18 protein-coding genes are annotated in these 21,548 nt (G+C 64.4%); 10 read left to right on the plus strand and 8 right to left on the minus strand.

The annotated features are described in order from the left end of the window. Window positions 1-264: 264 nt before the first annotated feature. The gene (locus tag GGD65_RS26680) at window positions 265-2,571 is read right to left on the minus strand and encodes an NADP-dependent malic enzyme (RefSeq protein WP_018317506.1); all 2,307 of its coding nucleotides are present in this window, start codon (window positions 2,569-2,571) and stop codon (window positions 265-267) included. Window positions 2,572-2,818: 247 nt separating this feature from the next. Between GGD65_RS26680 and GGD65_RS26685 the strand changes: the two genes are divergently transcribed. Next, window positions 2,819-4,789: a hypothetical protein gene (locus tag GGD65_RS26685; RefSeq protein ID WP_183237146.1), complete on the plus strand. Its 1,971-nt coding sequence runs from the start codon at window positions 2,819-2,821 to the stop codon at window positions 4,787-4,789. Window positions 4,790-4,961: 172 nt separating this feature from the next. Here GGD65_RS26685 and aspS read toward each other — a convergent pair whose 3' ends face one another. Beyond that, window positions 4,962-6,734: an aspartate--tRNA ligase gene (gene aspS, locus GGD65_RS26690; RefSeq protein WP_018317508.1), complete on the minus strand. Its 1,773-nt coding sequence runs from the start codon at window positions 6,732-6,734 to the stop codon at window positions 4,962-4,964. Window positions 6,735-6,930: 196 nt separating this feature from the next. Between aspS and GGD65_RS26695 the strand changes: the two genes are divergently transcribed. The 6 genes from GGD65_RS26695 to GGD65_RS26720 all read left to right on the plus strand — a co-directional run bounded on the left by GGD65_RS26695 (window position 6,931) and on the right by GGD65_RS26720 (window position 12,931). Beyond that, on the plus strand, window positions 6,931-8,403 hold the full coding sequence (locus tag GGD65_RS26695) for a YdiU family protein (protein ID WP_183237290.1): 1,473 nt from the start codon (window positions 6,931-6,933) through the stop codon (window positions 8,401-8,403). 19 nt (window positions 8,404-8,422) lie between these two features. Next, entirely contained in the window at window positions 8,423-8,680 is a 258-nt protein-coding gene (locus GGD65_RS26700) for a hypothetical protein (RefSeq protein ID WP_092252969.1), read from the plus strand. Between the two features lie 238 nt (window positions 8,681-8,918). After that, window positions 8,919-9,767: a phosphodiesterase gene (locus GGD65_RS26705; RefSeq protein ID WP_183237147.1), complete on the plus strand. Its 849-nt coding sequence runs from the start codon at window positions 8,919-8,921 to the stop codon at window positions 9,765-9,767. A gap of 1 nt (window position 9,768) precedes the next feature. Next, a complete protein-coding gene (locus GGD65_RS26710; protein WP_183237148.1) occupies window positions 9,769-10,719 on the plus strand; it encodes a carbohydrate ABC transporter permease in 951 nt (316 codons plus the stop codon). After that, a complete protein-coding gene (locus GGD65_RS26715) occupies window positions 10,716-11,585 on the plus strand; it encodes a carbohydrate ABC transporter permease (RefSeq protein WP_183237149.1) in 870 nt (289 codons plus the stop codon). Before GGD65_RS26710 ends, GGD65_RS26715 begins: the two co-directional genes overlap by 4 nt. An 11-nt stretch (window positions 11,586-11,596) precedes the next feature. Beyond that, window positions 11,597-12,931 (plus strand): ABC transporter substrate-binding protein, encoded by a 1,335-nt coding sequence (locus tag GGD65_RS26720; RefSeq protein ID WP_092252963.1) that lies wholly within the window; start codon window positions 11,597-11,599, stop codon window positions 12,929-12,931. 214 nt (window positions 12,932-13,145) lie between these two features. Here the strand turns inward: GGD65_RS26720 and GGD65_RS26725 are convergent, their stop codons facing one another. Then, on the minus strand, window positions 13,146-14,135 hold the full coding sequence (locus GGD65_RS26725) for a zinc-dependent alcohol dehydrogenase family protein (RefSeq protein ID WP_183237150.1): 990 nt from the start codon (window positions 14,133-14,135) through the stop codon (window positions 13,146-13,148). A 103-nt stretch (window positions 14,136-14,238) separates the two neighbouring features. Here GGD65_RS26725 and GGD65_RS26730 point away from each other — a divergent pair, with 103 nt between their 5' ends. Continuing rightward, window positions 14,239-15,138 (plus strand): LysR substrate-binding domain-containing protein, encoded by a 900-nt coding sequence (locus GGD65_RS26730; protein ID WP_183237151.1) that lies wholly within the window; start codon window positions 14,239-14,241, stop codon window positions 15,136-15,138. 352 nt (window positions 15,139-15,490) lie between these two features. After that, entirely contained in the window at window positions 15,491-16,639 is a 1,149-nt protein-coding gene (gene rnd / locus GGD65_RS26735; protein ID WP_179730683.1) for a ribonuclease D, read from the plus strand. Between the two features lie 173 nt (window positions 16,640-16,812). Here the strand turns inward: rnd and GGD65_RS26740 are convergent, their stop codons facing one another. The 5 genes from GGD65_RS26740 to GGD65_RS26760 all read right to left on the minus strand — a co-directional run bounded on the left by GGD65_RS26740 (window position 16,813) and on the right by GGD65_RS26760 (window position 20,428). Then, window positions 16,813-18,195: an aspartate aminotransferase family protein gene (locus GGD65_RS26740; protein ID WP_183237152.1), complete on the minus strand. Its 1,383-nt coding sequence runs from the start codon at window positions 18,193-18,195 to the stop codon at window positions 16,813-16,815. 218 nt (window positions 18,196-18,413) lie between these two features. Next, the gene (locus tag GGD65_RS26745; RefSeq protein ID WP_162832232.1) at window positions 18,414-18,584 is read right to left on the minus strand and encodes a hypothetical protein; all 171 of its coding nucleotides are present in this window, start codon (window positions 18,582-18,584) and stop codon (window positions 18,414-18,416) included. Between the two features lie 30 nt (window positions 18,585-18,614). After that, window positions 18,615-19,178, minus strand: a complete 564-nt coding sequence (locus GGD65_RS26750) for an isochorismatase family protein (RefSeq protein WP_018317521.1) — start codon at window positions 19,176-19,178, stop codon at window positions 18,615-18,617. A gap of 25 nt (window positions 19,179-19,203) precedes the next feature. After that, on the minus strand, window positions 19,204-19,824 hold the full coding sequence (locus GGD65_RS26755) for a GNAT family N-acetyltransferase (protein ID WP_018317522.1): 621 nt from the start codon (window positions 19,822-19,824) through the stop codon (window positions 19,204-19,206). Continuing rightward, window positions 19,811-20,428 carry a hypothetical protein gene (locus tag GGD65_RS26760; RefSeq protein ID WP_018317523.1) on the minus strand — a complete coding sequence of 206 codons (618 nt, stop codon included), beginning with the start codon at window positions 20,426-20,428 and terminating at the stop codon, window positions 19,811-19,813. Before GGD65_RS26760 ends, GGD65_RS26755 begins: the two co-directional genes overlap by 14 nt. A gap of 71 nt (window positions 20,429-20,499) precedes the next feature. Here GGD65_RS26760 and GGD65_RS26765 point away from each other — a divergent pair, with 71 nt between their 5' ends. Next, complete coding sequence (locus GGD65_RS26765) at window positions 20,500-21,540, plus strand: LysR family transcriptional regulator (protein WP_018317524.1); 1,041 nt, start codon at window positions 20,500-20,502, stop codon at window positions 21,538-21,540. The last annotated feature ends 8 nt before the right edge of the window (window positions 21,541-21,548 follow it).

Raw genomic sequence — 21,548 nt, forward strand, 5'->3', positions numbered from 1 at the left:
GAGGGCGAACACTACAGACTTGGCTGGCAATTGCCGTGACCGCGCCCCTCTCTCCTCATGTCCTCAGCCTCCAAGACCGATAACGCAACAGGCCCCTCGTGGGAGAAGGAGGCTCGCCGCAAAGCGGCGAGACGGATGAGGGGTATCTATCGGCGCGGAAACTCGCGAGATCCCGAGGCGCGGAAACAACCCCTCATCCGGCGCTGCCATCCCTTCTCCCACAACAAGGGGAGAAGGGATGGCAGCGCCGATGACGCTAGAAGCCTACGTGAACAACGTCGGCTGCCGTGCGGCGCGCTCCTGCGCTTCGACGACCGCGACGGCCGTCATGTTGAGGATGCCGCGCGCCGTCACCGAGGGGGTGAGGATATGCGCCGGGCGCGCCGGGCCGACCAGGATCGGGCCGACGGGCAGCGCGTCCGCAAGCGACTTGATCATCTGATAGGCGACGTTGGCGGTGTCCAGCGTCGGCATGATCAGGATGTTGGCCTCGCCCTCGAGATTGGAGTGCGGCAGCACCATTTTTCGCGCCGCAGCCGAAAGTGCCGTGTCACCCTGCATCTCGCCGTCGGCCTCGATCTCCGGATGCTTATCCTTCAACAGCTGGGTCGCGCGGCGCATCTTGCGCGAGGAATCGGTGTCGTAGCTGCCGAAATCCGAGTGCGAGACGAAGGCGATCTTCGGCTTGATGTTGAAGCGCTGGACGTGGACCGCGGCGAGCGATGCGATCTCGGCGAGCTCCTCCGCGCTCGGATTGGGGCGAACCTGCGTGTCGGCGATGAAGAAGGCGCCCTTGCTGGTGATCAGCAGCGCCAGCGCCGCGTAGTCGCTGATGCCCGGGCAAAAACCGACGATCTCGCGGACATGGCGCAGATGGCTCATGTAGCGGCCCTCGACGCCGCAGAGCATGGCATCCGCCTCCCCGCGCGTCACCGCGAGCGCAGCGATCACCGTGTTGTTGGTGCGCACCACCGTGCGCGCCGCATCCGGCGTCACGCCGCGGCGACCGGCGACCTCGACATAGGACTGCACATAGGAGCGATAGCGCGGATCGTCCTCGGGATTGACCAGGTCGAAATCCTTGCCGGCGCGGATCGAAAGACCGAAGCGCTTGATGCGCGCCTCGACGACCGAAGGACGGCCGACCAGGATCGGCCGCGCCAAATTCTCCTCCAGCACCACCTGCGTGGCGCGCAGCACGCGCTCGTCCTCGCCTTCGGCATAGATCACGCGCACCGGCTGGGTCTTGGCCTTGGCGAACATCGGCTTCATGACGAGGCCGGAGCGGAAGGCGAAGCGCTCGAGCAGCGCGGTGTATTCGTCGAAATTGGTGATGGGCCGCGTCGCCACGCCCGACTCCATCGCCGCCTTCGCCACCGCCGGCGCGATGCGTAGAATCAACCGGGGATCAAAGGGACTCGGGATCAGCGAGCCCGGGCCGAACCCCTGCGTCTCGCCGGTGTCAAAACCCTGCGCGACCGCATCCGAGGGCGCCTCGCGCGCGAGCTGCGCGATGGCCTCGACGGCAGCGTGCTTCATCTCCTCGTTGATGGCGCTGGCGCCGACATCGAGCGCGCCGCGGAAGATGAACGGAAAGCACAGGACGTTGTTGACCTGGTTCGGATAGTCGGAGCGGCCGGTGCAGATCATGGCGTCAGGGCGCACCTTGCGCGCCTCCTCCGGCATGATCTCCGGGGTCGGGTTGGCGAGCGCCATGATCAGCGGCTTGTCGGCCATCGCCTTGGCCATCTCGGGCTTGAGCACGCCCGGCGCCGAGAGACCGATGAAGATGTCGGCGCCGCCGATGACGTCGCCGAGCGTGCGCTTGTCGGTCTTCTGCGCATAGACCGCCTTCCAGCGGTCCATCGTGGTGTTGCGGCCCTCATGCACGAGGCCGTCGATGTCGCAAACCCAGATGTTCTTGCGCTGTGCGCCCATCGACACCAGCAGATTCAGTGTCGCGATGGCCGCGGCCCCTGCGCCGGAGGCGACGATCTTGACGTCCGACAGCTTCTTGCCGTTCAGCCTGAGCCCGTTGGTGATGGCGGCGGCGACGATGATCGCGGTCCCGTGCTGGTCGTCATGGAAGACCGGGATCTTCATGCGCTCCTTGAGTTGCGCCTCGATCTCGAAGCACTCCGGTCCACGGATGTCTTCCAGATTGATGCCGCCGAAGGTCGGCTCGAGCGCCGCCACGGTCTCGACCACGCGGTCGATGGTGTCGGCGGCGATTTCGATGTCGAACACGTCGATGCCGGCGAATTTCTTGAACAGGACGGCCTTGCCCTCCATCACCGGCTTGGAGGCCAGCGGTCCGATATTGCCGAGGCCGAGCACGGCGGTGCCGTTGGAGACCACGGCGACCAGATTGGCGCGGGTGGTCAGCGTGGCGGCTTCCGCCGGGTTCTTGGCGATCTCGGTGCAGGCCGCGGCGACGCCCGGCGAATAGGCCAGCGCGAGATCACGCTGGTTGGCAAGCGGCTTGCTTGCCTGGATCTCGAGCTTCCCAGGGCGCGGCAGACGATGGTAGGCGAGCGCCGCCTGGTGGAGATCATCAGAATAGGACGACATGCGGTGTCTCGCCTCGCGTTACCGGCCTCAAAAATGCACGATCCGAAGCCGCGGTCCAAGCGGACCGTATTTCCGGGTCATGGAAACGGGATGAAGCACGCCGGGCGCCCCGGTGGCAACATCCGATTGCGCGCCCATCAACAGGGCGCGCGGTCAAATATTTGAAAACCATAGCTTTCCCTGGACCGCGCGGCGTTTCGCGAATATGGCAGGTTGCGCGGTGCAAAACGAGCAACTGGAGCTGGGAATGAAGCGAATCCTGATCGGCCTGATCGTGGCAGCCGTGCTCGGCGCGGGCGGATGGTTCGGCTTCAACCTCTATGTCCAGCATCGGATGACCAGCGAGGTCGAGGCGGCGTTCGAGCGGCTTCGCGCCGGCGGCAGCAAAGCCAGCCACGGCAAGATCGCCTTCGAGCGGTCGAGCCGGACGCTGACGATCGAGGACATTGCAATCGATCCCGGCAACCCGTTGCAGGGGCACGTCAAGATCGGCGCCTTCAAGAGCTCGGGCGTCCGCCAGATCGGCGAGACTCGCTTTGCCGCTGACGGCATCGACATCTCGGGTGTCGAGATTGCGTTGGATGAAGTCGGCCCCGGCAAGCTGAAAGTGGCCTACAAGATCCCGCAGGTGACGCTGCGCGACTATGCGGGCCCCCTGCGCGTTGAAAACGTGCCGGCATCGAGCTCCTTGAGCGACATGTACCGGTTCGTGCTCGACCAGTTCGCGAGCCTGACGGCAACGTCCGTGATGATCCCGTCCATCAACATCAGTTTCGACGCCGGCAGCAGCGGCGGCAGCGGTGAAGTGGTCTATTCGGGCCTCGCGCTCCAAAACCTCGGCCGCGGCAAAGTCGATGCAATGAAGATGGACCGCGCCACCTTCACGATCAACGTTACGCAGCCGGGCAAGGCGGACAAGCTGACTGGCGAGATCTCCGGCATGATCGTCAATGATTTCGACTCGACCCCGATCCTCGCCGCACTCGATCCGCAGACGAGCGGTGACGACAGCTACCGCCGGGTCTACCGACAAATCTCCGCCGGCCCTTCTGTACTCAAGTCCGCGCTGGGCCTGCGTATGGATATCGACGGCATCGCCATGGAAGACATCGACGTGCAGCCGTCGAAGCTCCATTTGTTCGAGATGTTTGCCATGCTGCCGCAGGATAAGTCGGCCTCGCCAACGCCGACGCAAACGCGCGAGCTGATGGAGAAGGTCGCCGGATTCTACGACGCTATTCGCATCGGCAAGGCCGAGATCGGCCAGACCTCGATTGGCACACCGCAGGGAACAGGGAAGATCAACGCGATCCGCTACCGGCAGGGCGAATTCGCGATCGAGGGCGTCGATGCACCTTCGCCGCAGGGTCAGTTCAAGATGGAGCGCTTCGCGCTCAAATCCTTCAGCATGCCGAACCTGATGCGCTGGGCTTCGGGTCTCACCAATCCCGGGCAACCGCCCTCGCCCGATCAGATGCTCGGACTGTTCCGCGTGCTCGAAGGCGCCGAGATCAAGGGCGTGGTTGCGCCGCATAACAACTCGCGGCAGCCGATCACCGTCGACACGATCAGCCTGAACTGGGGCCAGCTGGTGGGATCGATCCCGAGCAAGGCCAGTCTGGTCGTGAAGATGGTCACGCCGACCGATCCCGCCAATCCGGCGCTGCAGCCGCTGATCGTGGCAGGCGTGGACAAGCTCGCGATCGACCTCGATCTCGGCGCGGCCTGGACGGAAGCGTCAGGCGCATTCGCGCTGGCGCCGGCCACGCTCGATCTCGGCAACCTCGCCAAAGCGCAGGTAAGCGTGGCGCTCGCCAAGGTGCCGCGCGACCTCTTCACCACGACGGACCCGCTCGAGGCCATGGGCCAGTTGGCGCAGGTCGAGACCGGCGCAATCGAGCTGTCGTTGCGCGATCGCGGCGTTGTCGATCTTGTCGTGGCCCAGTTTGCGCGCGTGCAGAATGTCAGCCGTGATGCCGCGCGCAGCGCCCTCGTTGCGATGATCCGGGCGCAGGGCGAGAAGATCGCCGCCTCAAATCTCGATGCCAAGGCCGCGGTCGATGCGCTGGCCGGCTTCGTCGAGGCATCAGGCCAGACGCTGACCATCAAGCTGACGCCGCTCGGCAAGCTGCCGGTACTTCAGCTCATGGACGTCCTCGACAACGAGCCGATCATCGCGCTGGCGCAGTTCAGGATCGAGGCGTCGACGGGGTTGTAGGTGACGGCGGCGGTGCGCTGCCTCGCCCCGTTCTTACGGGGGAGAGGGTTGGGGTGAAGGGCCGCCTCCGCAATCACGGTGAGAGTTAGACTCGCTGAGAGTCCCCCTCACCCGCCTCGCATCTTCGATGCAAGGCGGCCTCTCCCCGCATGGGGGGAGAGGCAAAGCACACTCACTTCTGCGGCAGGTTCACCCGCACATGCAGCTCGCGAAGCTGCTTGGTCGTCGCTTCCGACGGGGCGCCCATCAGGAGGTCCATGGCCTGCTGGTTCATCGGGAACAGCGAGATCTCGCGCAGATTCGTGGTGCCACACAGCAGCATCACGATGCGGTCGACGCCGGCGGCCATGCCGCCGTGCGGCGGCGCGCCGTACTGGAACGCGCGGTACATGCCGCCGAAGCGGTCGACCACTTCCTGCTCGCCGTAGCCTGCGATCTCGAACGCCTTCACCATCGCTTCCGGCACGTGGTTGCGGATGCCGCCCGAGGCGATCTCGTAGCCGTTGCAGGTGATGTCGTACTGGAACGCCTTGATGGTCAGCGGATCCTGGCCCTTCAGCGCATCAAGGCCGCCCTGCGGCATCGAGAACGGGTTGTGCGAGAAGTCGACCTTCTTGTCGTCCTCGTTGTACTCGTACATCGGGAAGTCGACGATCCAGGCGAGCTCGAACCGCTCCTTATCGGTGAGGTTCAATTCCTCGCCGACCTTGTTGCGGGCGAGCCCTGAGAACTTCCAGAACTTGTCGGGATCGCCGGCGACGAAGAAGGCGGCATCGCCTTCCTTGGTGCCGATCTGCGCGCGGATCGCAGCGGTGCGCTCGGGACCGATATTGTTCGCAAGGGGACCTGCACCCTCGCCGCCCTCGCGCCACATGATGTAGCCGAGGCCGGGCTGGCCTTCGCCCTGCGCCCACGAATTCATGCGATCGCAGAAGGCGCGGCTGCCGCCGCCCGGCGCGGGGATCGCCCAGACCTGGTTCTTGGGGTCTTCGAGCATGCGCGCAAAGACCTTGAAGCCGGAGCCGCGGAAATGCTCGGAGACGTCCTGCATCTCGATGGGATTGCGCAGATCCGGCTTGTCGCTGCCGTATTTGCGCAGCGCCTCGGCGAACGGAATCCGGCGCCAGCCTTTGGTGACCGGCTTGCCCTTGGCGAACTCCTCGAACACGCCCGTGATCACGGGCTCCATCGCCGCAAAGACGTCTTCCTGCGTCACAAAGCTCATCTCGACGTCGAGCTGGTAGAACTCGCCCGGCAGGCGGTCGGCACGCGGGTCCTCGTCGCGGAAACAGGGCGCGATCTGGAAGTAGCGGTCGAAGCCACTCATCATGAGCAGTTGCTTGTACTGCTGCGGCGCCTGCGGCAGTGCATAGAATTTGCCGGGATGGATGCGCGAGGGCACCAGGAAGTCGCGCGCGCCTTCCGGCGAGGACGCGGTCAGGATCGGGGTGTTGAACTCGAAGAAGCCCTGCCCCTCCATGCGCCGGCGCATCGACTTGATGATCTCGACGCGCGTCATGATGTTCTGGTGAAGCTTTTCGCGACGCAGGTCGAGGAAGCGGTACTTCAGGCGGATGTCTTCAGGATATTCCTGGTCGCCGAACACAGGCAGCGGCAGATCACCGGCCGGACCCAGCACCTCGATCTCGGTGACATAGATCTCGATCTTGCCGGTCGGCAGATCGTCATTGTCGGTGCCCTCGGGGCGGCGGCGGGCCTTGCCGTCCATCCGCACCACGAATTCCGAGCGCAGCTTTTCGGCCAGCGAGAACGCCGGCGAGTCCGGGTCGACCACGCATTGGGTCAGGCCGTAATGGTCGCGCAGGTCGATGAACAGCACGCCGCCATGGTCGCGGACGCGATGGACCCAGCCTGACAGGCGGACCGTCTCGCCGATGTTGCTCTCGCGGAGCGCGCCGCATGTATGTGACCGGTAGCGATGCATGGTCGTCCCAAAAATGATGTCGGTGGAAGCGAATCGGACCGCCTGTCACGGCCGGTCCGAGATTGCGGCAGGGTTTACCCGACGAGGCCGGGGGCGGCAACCAAGGGAACGGCCTGTTTTGGGCCGGAAGCGCCCATTTTTGCCCGATCTGGGCCCATCCCTTTGCCATCAGCCGTTCCAGCCCTATCTTGAGGGCATGACGGTGCATTTCCCCTTCCAGAACTCCTATTCGGCGCTGCCCGACAGCTTCTTTGCCCGCGTCGCCCCGACCCCTGTCGCCGCCCCCCGGCTGATCAAGCTGAACCGGCCGCTGGCGGTCCAGCTCGGGCTCGATCCTGACCTGCTGGAGACGGCGGAAGGCGCGGCGATCCTGGCGGGGAAGACGGTTCCCGACGGCGCCGATCCGATCGCCATGGCCTATGCCGGCCACCAGTTCGGGCAGTTCGTCCCGCAGCTCGGCGACGGCCGCGCCATCCTGCTCGGCGAGGTCATCGACAAAGACGGCGTCCGCCGGGACATCCAGCTCAAGGGCAGCGGCCCCACCCCGTTCTCCCGCCGCGGCGACGGCCGCGCCGCGCTCGGACCGGTCCTGCGCGAATACATCGTCAGCGAAGCGATGTATGCACTGGGCATCCCGACCACCCGCTCGCTTGCCGCCGTCGTCACCGGCGAGCACGTCATCCGCGAGACCGCGCTGCCGGGCGCGGTGCTGACGCGTATCGCCTCCAGCCATATCCGCGTCGGCACCTTCCAGTTCTTCGCCGTGCGGCGTGACACCGAGGCGATCCGCCGGCTCGCCGATCACGTCATCGCCAGGCACTATCCGGAGCTGCGTGATGCGGAGCGGCCCTATCACGAACTGCTCGCCGGCGTCGTCGCCCGCCAGGCCGAGCTCATCGCGCGCTGGCTGCTGGTCGGCTTCATCCACGGCGTGATGAACACCGACAACACCTCCATCTCGGGCGAGACCATCGACTACGGCCCCTGCGCCTTCATGGACGCCTACAACCCTTCGCAGGTGTTCTCCTCGATCGACGAGATGGGCCGCTATGCCTATGCCAATCAGCCGCGCATCGCGCTGTGGAATTTGACCCGCCTCGCCGAGTGCCTGCTGCCGTTGTTCTCCGACGAGCAGGAGAAGGCGGTGGCCGAAGCCCAGGACATTCTCGGCGCCTTCTCCGAGATTTTCAGCACGGCTTATCAAGCCGGCTTGCGCAAAAAGGTCGGCCTGTTCACGGAGCGTGAAGGCGACGACGCCCTGATCCAGGATCTGCTCGAAGCCATGGCCAAGAACCAGGCCGACTTCACCCTCACCTTCCGCAAGCTCGGCGATTCCGCCGTTGATGACAGCGCCGATGCGCGTGCGCAGTTCATGGAGCCCGCAGCCTTCGACGAGTGGTCCCGCCGCTGGCGCGCACGCATCGCGCTGGAGCCGCAGACCGCAGCCGAGCGGCAGGCCGCCATGCACGCCGTCAATCCGGCCTTCATCCCGCGCAACCACAGCGTCGAGGCCGTGATCCAGGCCGCGGTCAACGACGACGACTACGCCCCGTTCGAGGAGCTGGTGCAAGTGCTGGCCAAGCCGTTCGAGGACCAGCCGGAGTTTGCCGCCTACGCCGATCCGCCGCTGCCGGACCAGCGGGTGTTGCGGACGTTTTGTGGGACGTAAACCTGTTCTGGATTGCAAGATGACGCAGCTCTCGGCCCTGACAGATGACGAGATCGAAGCGATTAAGGCGCGCTGCGAGCAGGCGACCGCGGGTCCTTGGAAATCGTTCATCGAGAAGCGCGATGAACTAAGCGGATCGGACTTCGTCCAGACCGGAGGCGAAGACATCTACCTCACTGGCGCGACGCTCGCCGATCAGGAATTCATCGCCAACGCGCGACAGGACATTCCGAGATTGATCGCCGAGATCAAGCGCCTGCGCGCGATCGACCGTTAGCTCGATCCGCGGGACAAGAACCAAGTTTGCGCGCTTAGATTAGCTCTGCTCCGCGCAGCACCGCAACTCAAGGTAAGCCGGAACTTTGAATTACCCCTTCGGCTAATCCACCGTGCGCAGCGCGCTGCTGTGGACACGGGAACCACTGTCATCAAACTGAAACACACGCACTCTAACGGGCTGGCAGGGCCGTCCTGCCGGAGGCGCCCATCCTCCAACCGTCCCGACAAAGCGTGCCATGCCGTTCAAATTCATCCACCTCACCGACACGCATCTCGCGAACCCCGGCTTGACGCTCTATGGCCTCGATCCGCGCGCCCGGCTGGATGCGGCGATCGCCGACATCAACACGCACCAGTCCGACGCCGCCTTCGCTGTCGTGACCGGCGACCTCACCCATTGGGGCGAGCCGGAATCTTACACCAATTTCGCAGACGCAATGGCCGCGCTGAAGATCGCGTACATCGCCATGGTCGGCAATCACGACCGCCGCGTCACCTGCCTCGACGCGCTGAAGGCCGCGCCGCGCGATTCAAACGGCTTCGTGCAGGGCACGAAGACCACCGAGCACGGCCTGTTCGTCTTCCTCGACACGCTGGACGAAACCAGCCACGCCGGCGAGATGTGCGCCAAGCGCCTCGACTGGCTCGCGAACACGCTGGCGGCCGCGCCCGCCAACCAGCCGTTCGTCGTGTTCATGCATCATCCGCCCTTCCCGGTCGGCGTCCACGCGATGGACGAGATCGCGCTGAAACAGAGCGCGGAGTTCGCCGAGGTGATCGCGCCCTATCGCGCGCGCATCCGTCACCTCTTCTTCGGCCACGTCCACCGCCCGATCTTCGGCAGCTACGGCAAGATCCCGTTCTCCACCTTGCGCGGCACCAACCACCAGGTCTGGTTCGAGCTCGACGCTGACGCGCCGCACCTCGCAAGCCACGAACCGCCCGCCTATGGCGTCGTCTTGATCGACGACGAGAACCTCGTCGTGCACAGCCACGACTTCCTCGACACCAGTCTGCGCTTTCCCTTCGAACCACCCGTGGGAACGGACGGCCGCGACTATGCGCTCAATTTCCCGGCGCGGTGAGATGAGCCTCGCCGAACCCGCGGCTCTTCCGGTCGCGACCTCGGCGGCGCCGCGCCTGGACGTCCTGAAGCGCCTCGGCACGCGCTTCAAAGCTTCGCTGCCCGCCTATCTCCTGTTGCTGCCCTCGCTGGTCTTTCTCGCGCTGTTCACCTATGGCGCGATGGGCCGCGTGTTCATCGATGCGCTCTACCAGCGCGCCACGCCGAAGGCGCCGGTCCGCTTCGTCGGCCTCGACAATATCAGCGCGGTGCTGGCCGACCCCGCCTTCACCGGCGCCGTCGTCAACAATCTCGTCTATGCCATCGGCACGACGATCCCGAGCATCGGCCTCGCGCTGCTGTTTGCGCTCGCGCTGTCGCGCACCAACGCCGTCAGCAGCGCGCTGCGGGCGGCGCTGTTCCTGCCGGTGCTGATCCCGATGGTCGCGGCCTCGGCGCTGTTCATGTTCATCTTCCTGCCCAATGTCGGCCTGCTCGACTTCTATATCGGCCGCCTGCTTCCGGTGCTGCCGAACTGGCTCGGCGATCCCGACATCGCGCTGTATGCGATCATGATCATCACGATCTGGAAAAACGCCGGCTATTACATGCTGTTCTTCCTTGCCGGCCTTCAGGCCGTGCCTGAGGACGTCATGGAGGCCGCGCATCTCGATGGCGCCGGGCCTTACATGCGCTTCCGCCACATCATCTTGCCCGAGCTCAAGCCCACCTTCCTGTTCGTCATCGTGATCGCCACGCTCAACGCGGTGACGCAGGTCGACCACGTCTTCGTCATGACCCAGGGCGGGCCGTCCAATTCGACCAACCTCGTGCTGTTCTACATCTACCAGCAGGCGGTCGAGCATTACGACGTCGGCAAGGCCTCGGCCGCGACGCTGCTGACGCTCGCCGCGCTGATGGGCCTCACCGCGCTTTCCTTCCGTACCATGGCCAATCGCGAGGGCGGGCCATGAAGCTGATCGACGCCATCTACAAGGACGCCCCGCTCGCCACCCGCAACGAGATCACGCCCAAGCTCGGCTTCCTGCTGACCGTGCTGCTCGCGATCGTCTGGCTCATTCCGTTCCTGTGGATGGTCGTGGCGACGCTGCGCCCGGCCTCCGACGGCATCAATGCCATGGCCGAACTGATGCCGAGCCTGAAGCCGACACTCGACAATGTCAGGGATGCCTGGGAGATCGGCGATTTCCCGCGCTACACGCTCAACACCACGATCATCTGTGCCGGCATTTTGCTCGTGCAATTCGTCACGATCACGCTGGCGGGCTTTGCCTTCGCGCGCCTCGACTTCCTCGGCAAGACGCCGATCTTCTATCTGTTCCTGATGCAGCTGATGCTGGTGCCGGTGCTGCTGATCGTGCCGAACCTGTCGCTGGTGGCGCAACTCGGCCTCTACGACACGCTCACCGGCGTGATGATGCCGTTCTTCGCCTCCGCCTTCGGCACCTTCCTGATGCGCCAGGCGTTCGAGGCGATTCCGACCGAGCTGGAAGACGCAGCCCTGATCGACGGCGCCAGCCTGCTCCAGCGCATCCGCCATATCTACGTGCCGCTGTCGATGCCGAGCTTCTCCGCCTTCGCCATCATCTCCGTGACCAGCCACTGGAACGACTTCCTGTGGCCGCTGATGGTGATCAACTCGCCGGACAAGCGGCCGCTCACGGTCGGGCTCTCCGTCTTCACCAAGACCGCCGAAGGCACGCAGGCCTGGGGCACCATCGCCGCCGGCACGCTGATGGTGATCGGCCCGCTGCTCATCACCTTCCTGATCTTCCAGAAGCGCTTCATCAGCTCTTTCGTCACCTCAGGCATCAAATAGGAGATTCTTCGATGCTGTTTTCCCGCAGGCTCATGCTCGGCCTTGCCATGGCAGGCTCCATGGCAAGTGCCCTCGCCCTTCCGGCGCTCGCCGGCGAAGGCCCGACCGAGATCGATCTGTTCTTCCCCGTCCCCGTCGACGGCAAGCTCGCCCGCGACATGGGCACCTTGATCAAGGAGTTCAACGAGACCCATCCGGACGTCAAGGCGACCGCGGTCTACACCGGCTCCTATGACGACACGCTGATCAAGACGCGCGCCGCAATCAAGGCCGGCAAGCCGCCGTCCGCCGTGATCATGTCGGCGAACTTCCTGCTCGACATGCAGATCGAGAACGAGCTCACCAATCTCGATGCCCTGATCAAGGCCGACGGCACCACCAAGGAGCAGTTCCTCGGCCAGTTCTTCCCGGCGCTGCAGGGCAACGCGGTGATCAACCGCTCGGTCTACGGCGTGCCCTTCCATAATTCGACGCCGCTGCTCTACATCAACGCCGACAAGGCCAAGGAAGCCGGCCTCGATCCGAGCAAGCCGCCGCAGACCTGGGCTGAGCTCACCGACTGGGCCAAGAAGCTCACCAAGCGCGAGGGCGACAAGGTGACCCAATGGGGCATCGCGATCCCCTGCGCGTATGACTATTGCGGCTGGATGATGGAAACGCTCACCATGAGCAATGGCGGGCGCTACTACAACGAGGAGTTCGGCGGCGAGGTCTATTACGACACGCCTTCGATGCTCGGCGCACTGACCTGGTGGAATGACCTCGTCTACAAGCACAAGGTCCACGCCCCCGGCGCCACGCCTGGCCCTGCCGTCAGCACTTCCTTCATCTCCGGCAACGCCGCGATGATGATGCTATCGACGGGCTCGCTCACTTACGTGCGCGACAACGCCAAGTTCGCCTACAAGGTCGCCTTCATCCCGCGCAACGTCCGCAACGCCGTGCCGATCGGCGGCGCCTCGCTGATCGTTCCGGCAGGGCTCGAGGCCGACAAGCAGAAGGCCGCATGGACGCTGATCAAGTGGATGACCTCGCCCGAGAAGAGCGGCTGGTGGAGCCGCGCCACCGGCTATTTCGCGCCCAACATGGCCGCCTACAAAACGCCAGAGATGGTCGACTTCCTCAACAAGAACCCCGACGCCAAGACCGCCGTCGAGCAACTCGACGTCGCAAAGCCCTGGTTCGCGACCTACAAGACCGTGCCGGTGCGCAAGAACCTCGAGGACGAGGTGATGCTGGTCCTCAACGGCAAGAAGCAGCCGAAGGAAGCCCTCGCCGCCGCCCAGAAGGCCGCGGATGAGACGCTGAAGCCGTACAATGCAGAGACGTCGCTGAAGCTGCCGTAAGGCTGCCTTGTAGGGTGGATTAGTCACGCAGTAAGATTAGCCCGCGACCGCGTGAAACGCCGTCGCGGGCGTAATCCATCCTGCGAGCCACGAACGCGATCTCGTAGGGTGGGCAAAGGCACACAATGCCGTGCCCACCTTTCTATCTATTGAGCGATGGTGGGCACGCTTCGCTTTGCCCACCCTACGAAACTACACCTCGAAATGCGCGACCTCAGATCGTCACGACAATCTTGCCGAACTGCGTGTTCGACTCCAGGAAGCGATGCGCCTCGACAATATCCTCGAACTTGAACGTTCGCGCGATGATCGGCTTCAACGTGTCGTCCGCCACCCCATCGAGGATGAAAGCCTTGGCCTGCCCAAGTCGCGTCGGATCGCGGACGATCTCGTGCACGAGGTAGCCGCGCAGGACCAGGCTCTTGGTCAACACGTTGAAGAGTGGGAACGGCGTCGGCTCAGGGCTTAGCCCGCCATATTCGATCAGGATGCCGCCCGGCGCCATCGCGCCAGTCAGCGGCTCGAACGCCGGACCGCCGACGGCATCAAACACCACGCGGACGCCGTTTGAACCGGCGATCTCCGCCAGCCGCGCTGCGATATCCTCCTCGTCTGAGGCCACGACGTAAGCGGCACCGGCATCGAGCAAGGCCCGCCGCTTGGTCGATGTCCGGGTCAGGGCGACCGGGACAGCCCCGATCCGGTTCGCGATCTGGATTGCTGCAAGCCCGACACTGCTCGATGCCGCCGTGATGGCGACCACGTCCCCTCGCAAGAGTCCGGCGATGTCAACCAGCGCGCCGTAGGCCGTCAGATACTGCATCCATAGCGCTGCCGCTGTCTCGAAGCTTAGATCGGGTGGATGCTTTACGACGAGTTCGGCCGGAAAAGTTGCGAGCTCCGCATAAGCCGGCCATCGCACCATGGATGTCGGCGGCACGATACTGACGGCATCGCCCGGCGCAAAGCCGGCCACGCCTTCGCCAACAGTCTCGACAAGACCCGCCGCCTCGAGACCAAGACCGGACGGAAATTGGGCGGTCTCGATATAGGACCCCGACCGCAACAGAGCTTCCGCACGGTTGAGGCCGAGCGCCCTGATCCGAATCTGAACCTCGCCCTTCGCCGGCGGCAGAACGTTGACGGTCTCGATACCCAGCACTTCGGGACCGCCATGGCGGTGAAAGCGAACGACGCGGGCCATGGATACACTCCAAAACAATTGAACTGAATGGAGCTATGCCGATCCCAAGGAAGTGGATAAATCGGCAAAGTGAGCGAACAGTCGAAACCAGGAGTTTTCAATCATGGACCGCCTGACCAGCATGGCCGTGTTCGTCCGGGCTGTCGATCTCGGCTCGTTCGCAGCCGCGGCCGACGCCCTGGAGATGTCGGGGCCGATGGTCGGCAAGCATGTGCGCTTCCTCGAAGAGCGCCTCGGCGTCGGCCTCCTCAACCGCACCACACGGCGACAGAGCCTGACTGACGCGGGCCAGGCCTATTACGAGCGCTGCCGCGCGGTACTGCTCGAAGCGGACGCCGCCGATGCCGTCGTTACCGACGAACTGTCCGAGCCGCGCGGCAGGCTCCGCGTGACCATGCCAGCCCTGCTGGGCCGGCACTGCATTGCCCCCTTGCTGATGAAGCTCGCGCGAAAACATCCGCGGCTCGAACTCGACCTTTCCTTCGGCGATCCGATCACCGACCTCATCGAGGCCGGCTACGACCTTGCGATCCGGACCGGCGATCTCATCGACCAGTCCGGCCTGATCGCACGCCGCATCGCAAGCCAGCGCATGGTGGTGTGCGGCGCGCGCTCGTACTTGCGGGCGAGCGGCAAGCCGAAATCGATCGACGATCTCACCGCGCATCAGGCGATCATCTATCGCCGCTCGGGGCGCATCCGTCCGTGGCTATTTCCACAAGGCAGCGGGCCCGTGCGCGAGATCATGCCGTCCGGCAGGCTACGGCTCGACGATCTCGAGGCGATTGCCGATGCCGCCACGCAGGGCATGGGGCTCGCCTGGCTACCGTACTGGCTGGTCCGCGAGCGCCTCGCCACCGGAGCGCTCATCAGGCTCCTCAGCGGCCAACCGGAATTCCTCTACGAATGCCACGCGCTATGGCCGCGCTCACCCCGGCTGCCGCCAAAGGTCCGGGTGGCCGTGGATACCTTGGCCGCAGCCCTGCCGAAGCTGATGACATGAAGGGCGGTTTCCGCCGTTAACCCGCCGTCCACCATCCAGCCCGCCCCGGCGGCCGGTAACCATCGCAATTAACAGACCCTCAACGCACCCCCGACAAGTCTATCAATGTTTCTGGAGATTTCGCCGTGGATCTGCTGGTTTTCGAGTTCCTGGGGCTGGCGCTGGTCGCCATGTGCGTGGTCGTGGTGGCGTTGCCCTGCGCCCGCAAATCCTCGCACCGGGTCCGCTACGAATAGGAATTTCGTCGGAAAAAGCGATTTCCTTTCAAATACAAGGCTCGAATTCGCATCGAGCCCCTTGACATCACAGCGCTTTCGGCAGAACGGCTGATATCAAGTGTCATGGGCCGTTCATGGATTTGATTACCACCACCGCTGACCTCGCGGCTGCCTGCAGCCGGCTGGCTAAGCACCCCGTCATTACCGTCGATACCGAGTTCCTGCGCGAGACCACCTACTACCCGCTGCTATGCGTGGTGCAGATGGCCAGCGCCGAGGAAGCCATCGTCGTCGATACCCTGGCCGAGGGGATCGACCTCAAGCCGTTCTTCGAGCTGATGGCCAATGAGAGCGTGCTGAAGGTCTTCCACGCTGCCCGCCAGGACATCGAGATCATCTGGCACCAGGCCAACATCATCCCTCATCCGGTGTTCGACACCCAGGTTGCTGCGATGGTGCTCGGATACGGCGACAGCATCGCCTACGACGCGCTGGTCGAGAAAGTCACCGGCCACCGCCCGGACAAGACCCACCGCTTCACCGACTGGTCGCGCCGGCCGCTGACCAAGGAGCAGATGCACTACGCCGTGTCCGACGTCACGCATTTGCGCGACGTGTTCGCAGCGCTCGATGCCGACCTCAAGAAGCGCCGTCGCAGCGAATGGGTCTCCATCGAGATGGAGGTCCTGACCTCCCCCCGGACCTACGACTTCCACCCCGAGCGGGCCTGGGAGCGGCTCAAGACGCGCGTGCGCAAGCCGAAGGATCTCGCGGTCCTGATGGAGGTCGCCGCCTGGCGCGAGCAGGAGGCGCAGAGCCGCGACGTGCCGCGCGGCCGCGTGCTGCGCGACGAGGCCATCAGCGATATCGCGACCCACGCGCCGAACACTCTGGAAAAGCTCGCCCATCTGCGCTCGGTGCCGAAGGGTTTTGAGAAATCCAAATGGGGCGCGGACATCGTCGCCGCGGTCGAGCGCGGGCTGGCGCGGGATTTTTCGACGCTCCCGAAGCTGGAGAAGCCGCGCAACAACAACAACGGCGCCGCCATCGTCGAGCTCTTGAAGGTGTTGCTGCGCATGACCGCCGAGAAGCATGCGGTCGCCAGCAAGGTGATCGCGACCGTCGACGATCTCGAGGAGATCGCGGCCGACGACGAAGCCGACGTGCCGGCACTGCGCGGCTGGCGTCGCGAGCTGTTCGGCGACGCTGCCTTGAAGCTCAAGCGCGGCGAGCTGGCACTGGCGGTCGAGAAAGGCCGCGTGATCGGGGTTCAGCGGGCGTAATGTTCAGCTGAGCGGATCAACTGTTAGCTCGTCATCCTGAGGTGCGAGGCGGGCGGTGCAACGCACCGCACGAAGGATGAACGCCCGCGCAGTAGCAGCCGGGCCGTCGCCCTTCGAGGCTCGCCAAAGAGGCGAGCACCTCAGGGTGACGGAGATAGAGTTGGGCCCAGCAGTTACGCCGGCGTCAGCTTGGCCACTTCCGCCTTCATGTCGTTCAACACGCCGGAGATCGCGTCCACCAGCCCGTCGATGTCCGCCTTGGTGACGATCAGCGGCGGGCAGATGGCGATGGCGTCCAGCATGTTGCGCGAGATCACGCCGCGCTCCTGGAGTATGCGGCTGGCGATGCCGCCGACGGCGCCCGGCGTCGCCGCTGCGGTCTTGCGGCCCTTGTCGAGCACGAGCTCGATCGCCGCGATCATGCCGACGCCGCGAACCTCGCCGACCAGCGGATGGCTGGTGAGCTCGCGCAGTCTGCCCTGCATGTAAGCGCCGAGCTCGGCGGCATGTGCGACCAGGCCGCGCTCCTCGATGATCTTGAGGTTTTCCAGCGCAACCGCCGAACCGACCGGATGACCGCCCGCAGTGAAGCCGTGGCCGAGCACGCCGATCTTGTTGCTCTCGTCCGCGATCGGCTCGAACATGCGGTCGTTCATGATGATCGCCGAGAACGGGAAATAGCTCGAGGTGATCTGCTTGGAGACCACGAGCACGTCGGGCTTGATGCCGTAGGTCTCGCAGCCGAACATCTTGCCGGTGCGACCGAAGCCGCAGATCACTTCGTCGGCGACCAGCAGGATGTCGTACTTGTTCAGGACCGCCTGGATCTTGTCCCAATAGGTCGCCGGCGGCACGATGACGCCGCCCGCGCCCATCACCGGCTCGCCGAAGAACGCCGCGATCGTATCGGGCCCTTCCTTCTGGATCAGCGCGTCGAGCTCCTCGGCCCGGCGCGTCGCAAAGGCTTCCTCGCTCTCGCCGGGCGCGCCGTCCTTGTAGAAATGCGGCGAGCCCGTGTGCAGGATGTTCGGCAGCGGCAGGTCGAACGAGCGGTGGTTGTTCGGCAGGCCGGTGAGGCTCGCCGAGGCAATGGTGACGCCGTGATAGGCGCGCATCCGGCTGATCACCTTCTTGCGCTGCGGCTGACCGAGCGCGTTGGAGCGATAGGCGATCAGCTTGAGGACGGTGTCGTTGGCTTCCGAGCCGGAATTGGTGAAGAACACCTTGCTCATCGGCACAGGCGCGAGCGCGACCAGCTTCTCGGCGAGGTCGATCGAGGGCCCGTGCGATTTGGCGGAGAACGTGTGATAGAACGGCAGCGCCTGCATCTGCTTGTGCGCGGCCTCGACCAGCCGCTTCTCGTTGAAGCCCAGCCCAACGCTCCACAGGCCGGCCATCGCCTCGAAATAGCGCTTGCCCGACGCATCGAAGACGTAAGGACCCTCGCCGCGCTCGATCACCAGGGGACCTGCCTGCTGATGGGTGCGCGCGTTGGTGTAGGGATGGAGCTGATAGGCTACATCCCGGGCCTCTTGCGAATTGGGCAGCATGGACATTTGCGGAGATCCTTGAAAGCGTCACGTCGCAGGCATAGCCGGCGTCATCACTCGATGATCAAGTACCTTGGCTATTGCGACAGCGCAGAACTTGCAACGCCAATTCGTCGGCAGCAAGCGCTCAGCAGCGATGCACAAAAATGCACGCGACAAGGCTGCACGTGACATTGCCGCACGTGACAAATCCGCTCATGACGAAGCAACATGTGGAGCATCTCTCATGCCGCGTCGTCGTCATGCCCGTCGTCAGTGCCGGCAGCGGCCTCCCTCACCTCCACCAGCGCCATCGAGAGCAGATAGACCGTCGTCGGCAAACCAAGCCCGCGCGCCCTCTCGGCCGCACGCGACAGATCGCTCGCCAGCTCCTTGAGCTCGTCTCCCCGTGACAATCTCTCACCCCATCCGCCGGCCGCGGCCGCCTACACCGCAACGGCGCCGCTGGTTCTGATCAGTTCGGCGCTGGACTGGATTGTAGCAAAATTCCCGATGACATTCACTACCGCATGCTTATAGGCGGCGGAATCGCCCGTACCCGGCTGCCGGCAAGCCACGGCGTCAGCGACGACCTGGTAGCGATGGCTGCGGTGAAACCCTTCGGCTGCGGTGGCCAGGATGGTCTCGTCCAGGGAAAAACCGATCAGAATGCAGCGCACGGTCCGGATATTGGACATGTAGTCCACAAACCGCGACGAGCTGTAGGCCGACGGCAGCGGATGGTCGAACGTCATCTCTCCCGGCCGCGGCTTGGTCTCCGCGATCCAATCGGTCAGCCTCGATGCCGGATTGAACCACGCCGCCTGCGCGATGCGCTTCAGATGCATCACCGGCCAGAGATTGCCCCGCCACAAGGTCAGCAGTTCCAGGCAGCGCGTCGTGACGGCGTCGCCGTCGAGGACGACGTGGCGGCGCCCAGGGGTCAGATACTCGACCTGGAGATCCGCGCAAATCAGGATCGGCGGATCATCGTGGATGGAAGCCAGCATTGTCTTGCGCAGAGCTGCACCAGTTTCAACGGTCGGCGAGCGCGAGATCCCGCAGCGGTGAAGTCACCGCCCGCCCCGCCGAGGCGTCGAGCACGCCCGGCCGGTCCCAATCGCCTTCGGGGCGGATGATCACGTACGGATCGCTGTCCAGCGTGATCGCGTCCGGGCCCGGCTCGATCTCCAGCAGCATTTCCGTGTAGGAAAAATCCGAGAATGTGATCTTGCGATTGTGGCCGAGCGGCTTGGCGCCGAAATGGGCCCAGAAATCGACCAGCCTGTCCTGTGCCTGGCCGTAGATCTTGCGAAAGCCCTTGCGCTTCACATAGTCGACGCTGGCCTGCACCAGCTTGAACGAGACGCGCGAGCGCCGGTATTGGTGACGGACCGCGAGCCGCTCCACCTTGGCGAAATCGCCGAAGAAGCGCACCCGCAGGCAGCCTGCGGGCTCGTTGCCCACGAAGCCGATGAAATGGGCCGCGACCATGTCGTTGCCGTCGAACTCCTCCTCGAACGGACAATCCTGCTCGGCGAGATAGACTGCCGAGCGAATGGCGGTGACCAGCATGAGATCGCTTGGATCGCGCGCAAGGCGGATGGTGATGGCGCGGGAACAGGGCTGGGCGACAGGGATCCTAGTACCGTGCATCTGCAAAACTCCTTGCTTGGATGATCGCGCCCGGCATGCGCAGCGGCTGGCGATGCCAGGGCCGCTCGTAGCACCAGAGGTCGGGCTGGAAGCTCGGGACCGGCGCAAAGCCGGTCGCCTTCATGATGTCGCGTCCGGCCACCGTTGACGGCTGCGCATAGCAATCGGCGCTGCGGAACCTTAGCTGTCGCAGATGTGCTGCAGCCTTGCCGAGACCGGCGATACCGCGTCCCGTCGCCGCGATCGCCCAAATATAGATGGCAGCGACCTCTTCGTTCGCGGAAGCGAGATAGCGCGTCTCGGGCGCGGTGAGGCAGATCTCGTCGAGGAGCAACGCATCGTGCCCGCGGTCATTGAGAAACAGGAAGGCCATGCCGCCGACGAGATCGCCCTTCCGGCTGAACGTCAGGATGCTCTGGGGATCGAACGTGAAGTAATGCGCAAGCTCGGCTGTCCCGATCCGCACGCCCGGCACCAGCCGGTGCGCCATCTGCGAAAGCGGTGCAATTTCGGACAATTGCGCGCAGCGGACATCCACATCCGGGCTCAGCGGCAAGGCGTCGAAATCATGCCTTGCGGCAAACGAGCCCCTTTCCATACCCATGTCACGCCTCTATCGTTCGAGACTTTCGTGCCCCGCTACGCCGACGAGCTTAGCGGCTGGGGATCAGGAGTATGCAGCAGTTATTGCACCGGGGTGCTGCGATGACGCAGCACCGTGAAGAAGTCCTGGGCGCGTCCTGGGACGATTTGAAACTGTTTTTAGCGTGCGCAAAGTATAAAAGTTTTCGCAATGCCGCCGAGGAGCTCGGGCTCACCTCGACCACGCTGATGCGCCGCGTCGACCGGCTCGAAGAGAGCATCGGCTGCAAGCTGTTCCTGCGCGACCAGAGCGGGCTCACGCTCAGCGATGAAGGCATCGCAATGATCGCCGACGTTGCGCATATGGAGCGTCATGCCTTCAACGTCTTCCGGCGCGCCGCGCGGTCGTCGAACGACACATCAGGCACAGTGCGCGTCGCGGTGACGGAAGGCCCGGGCAATTTCTGGATCCTGCCGCGACTGATCGACTTCCAGAAGACCTACCGCAGGATCACCGTCGATCTGCGCTGCGCGATGGAGCAGGCCGACGTCGCACGGCTTGAATCGGACATCGCGATCCAGCTCGAACCACCGACCAATCCGGATCTGATCGTCGCCAAGCTAGGCCGTCTGCACATCTATCCCTTCGTCTCCAAGGAGTACGAAAACCTCTACGGCGTGCCGGCGACCCTAGCCGACCTGAAGAACCACCGCATCATCAAGCAGAGCGCGCCGCAGGTCGACGACGGCGCCTACGCGCGCGTGCTCGGACTGAAGTCGCTCGAGGGCATCGTTGGGATCAAGACGAATTCCTCGGTCGGCGTGCTCTATGCAGTCGAGCGCGGCGCCGGCATCGGCTTCCTGCCGACGGTCTCGACCGCGCTCGGCGCGCCGCTGATCGCCGTCGATCTCGGCGTCAGCCACCACGCCGATCTCTGGCTCACCTATCACCGGGAATTCCGCACCTCCGAGCGCCACAAGATCGTGGTCGACTGGCTGAAGAAGATCTTCGATCCCAAGACCTATCCCTGCTTCCGGGACGAGTTCATCCATCCGAACGCGCTGGTGCCGATGATGACGGCGGCGCGCGAGGGTTTTGGATTGACGGGATATGTCGCGGCGACGCCGACCTAGGAGGCTGC

The sequence above is a fragment of the Bradyrhizobium sp. CIR18 genome (genome assembly GCF_014198295.1).
Classification (GTDB): Bacteria; Pseudomonadota; Alphaproteobacteria; order Rhizobiales; family Xanthobacteraceae; genus Bradyrhizobium.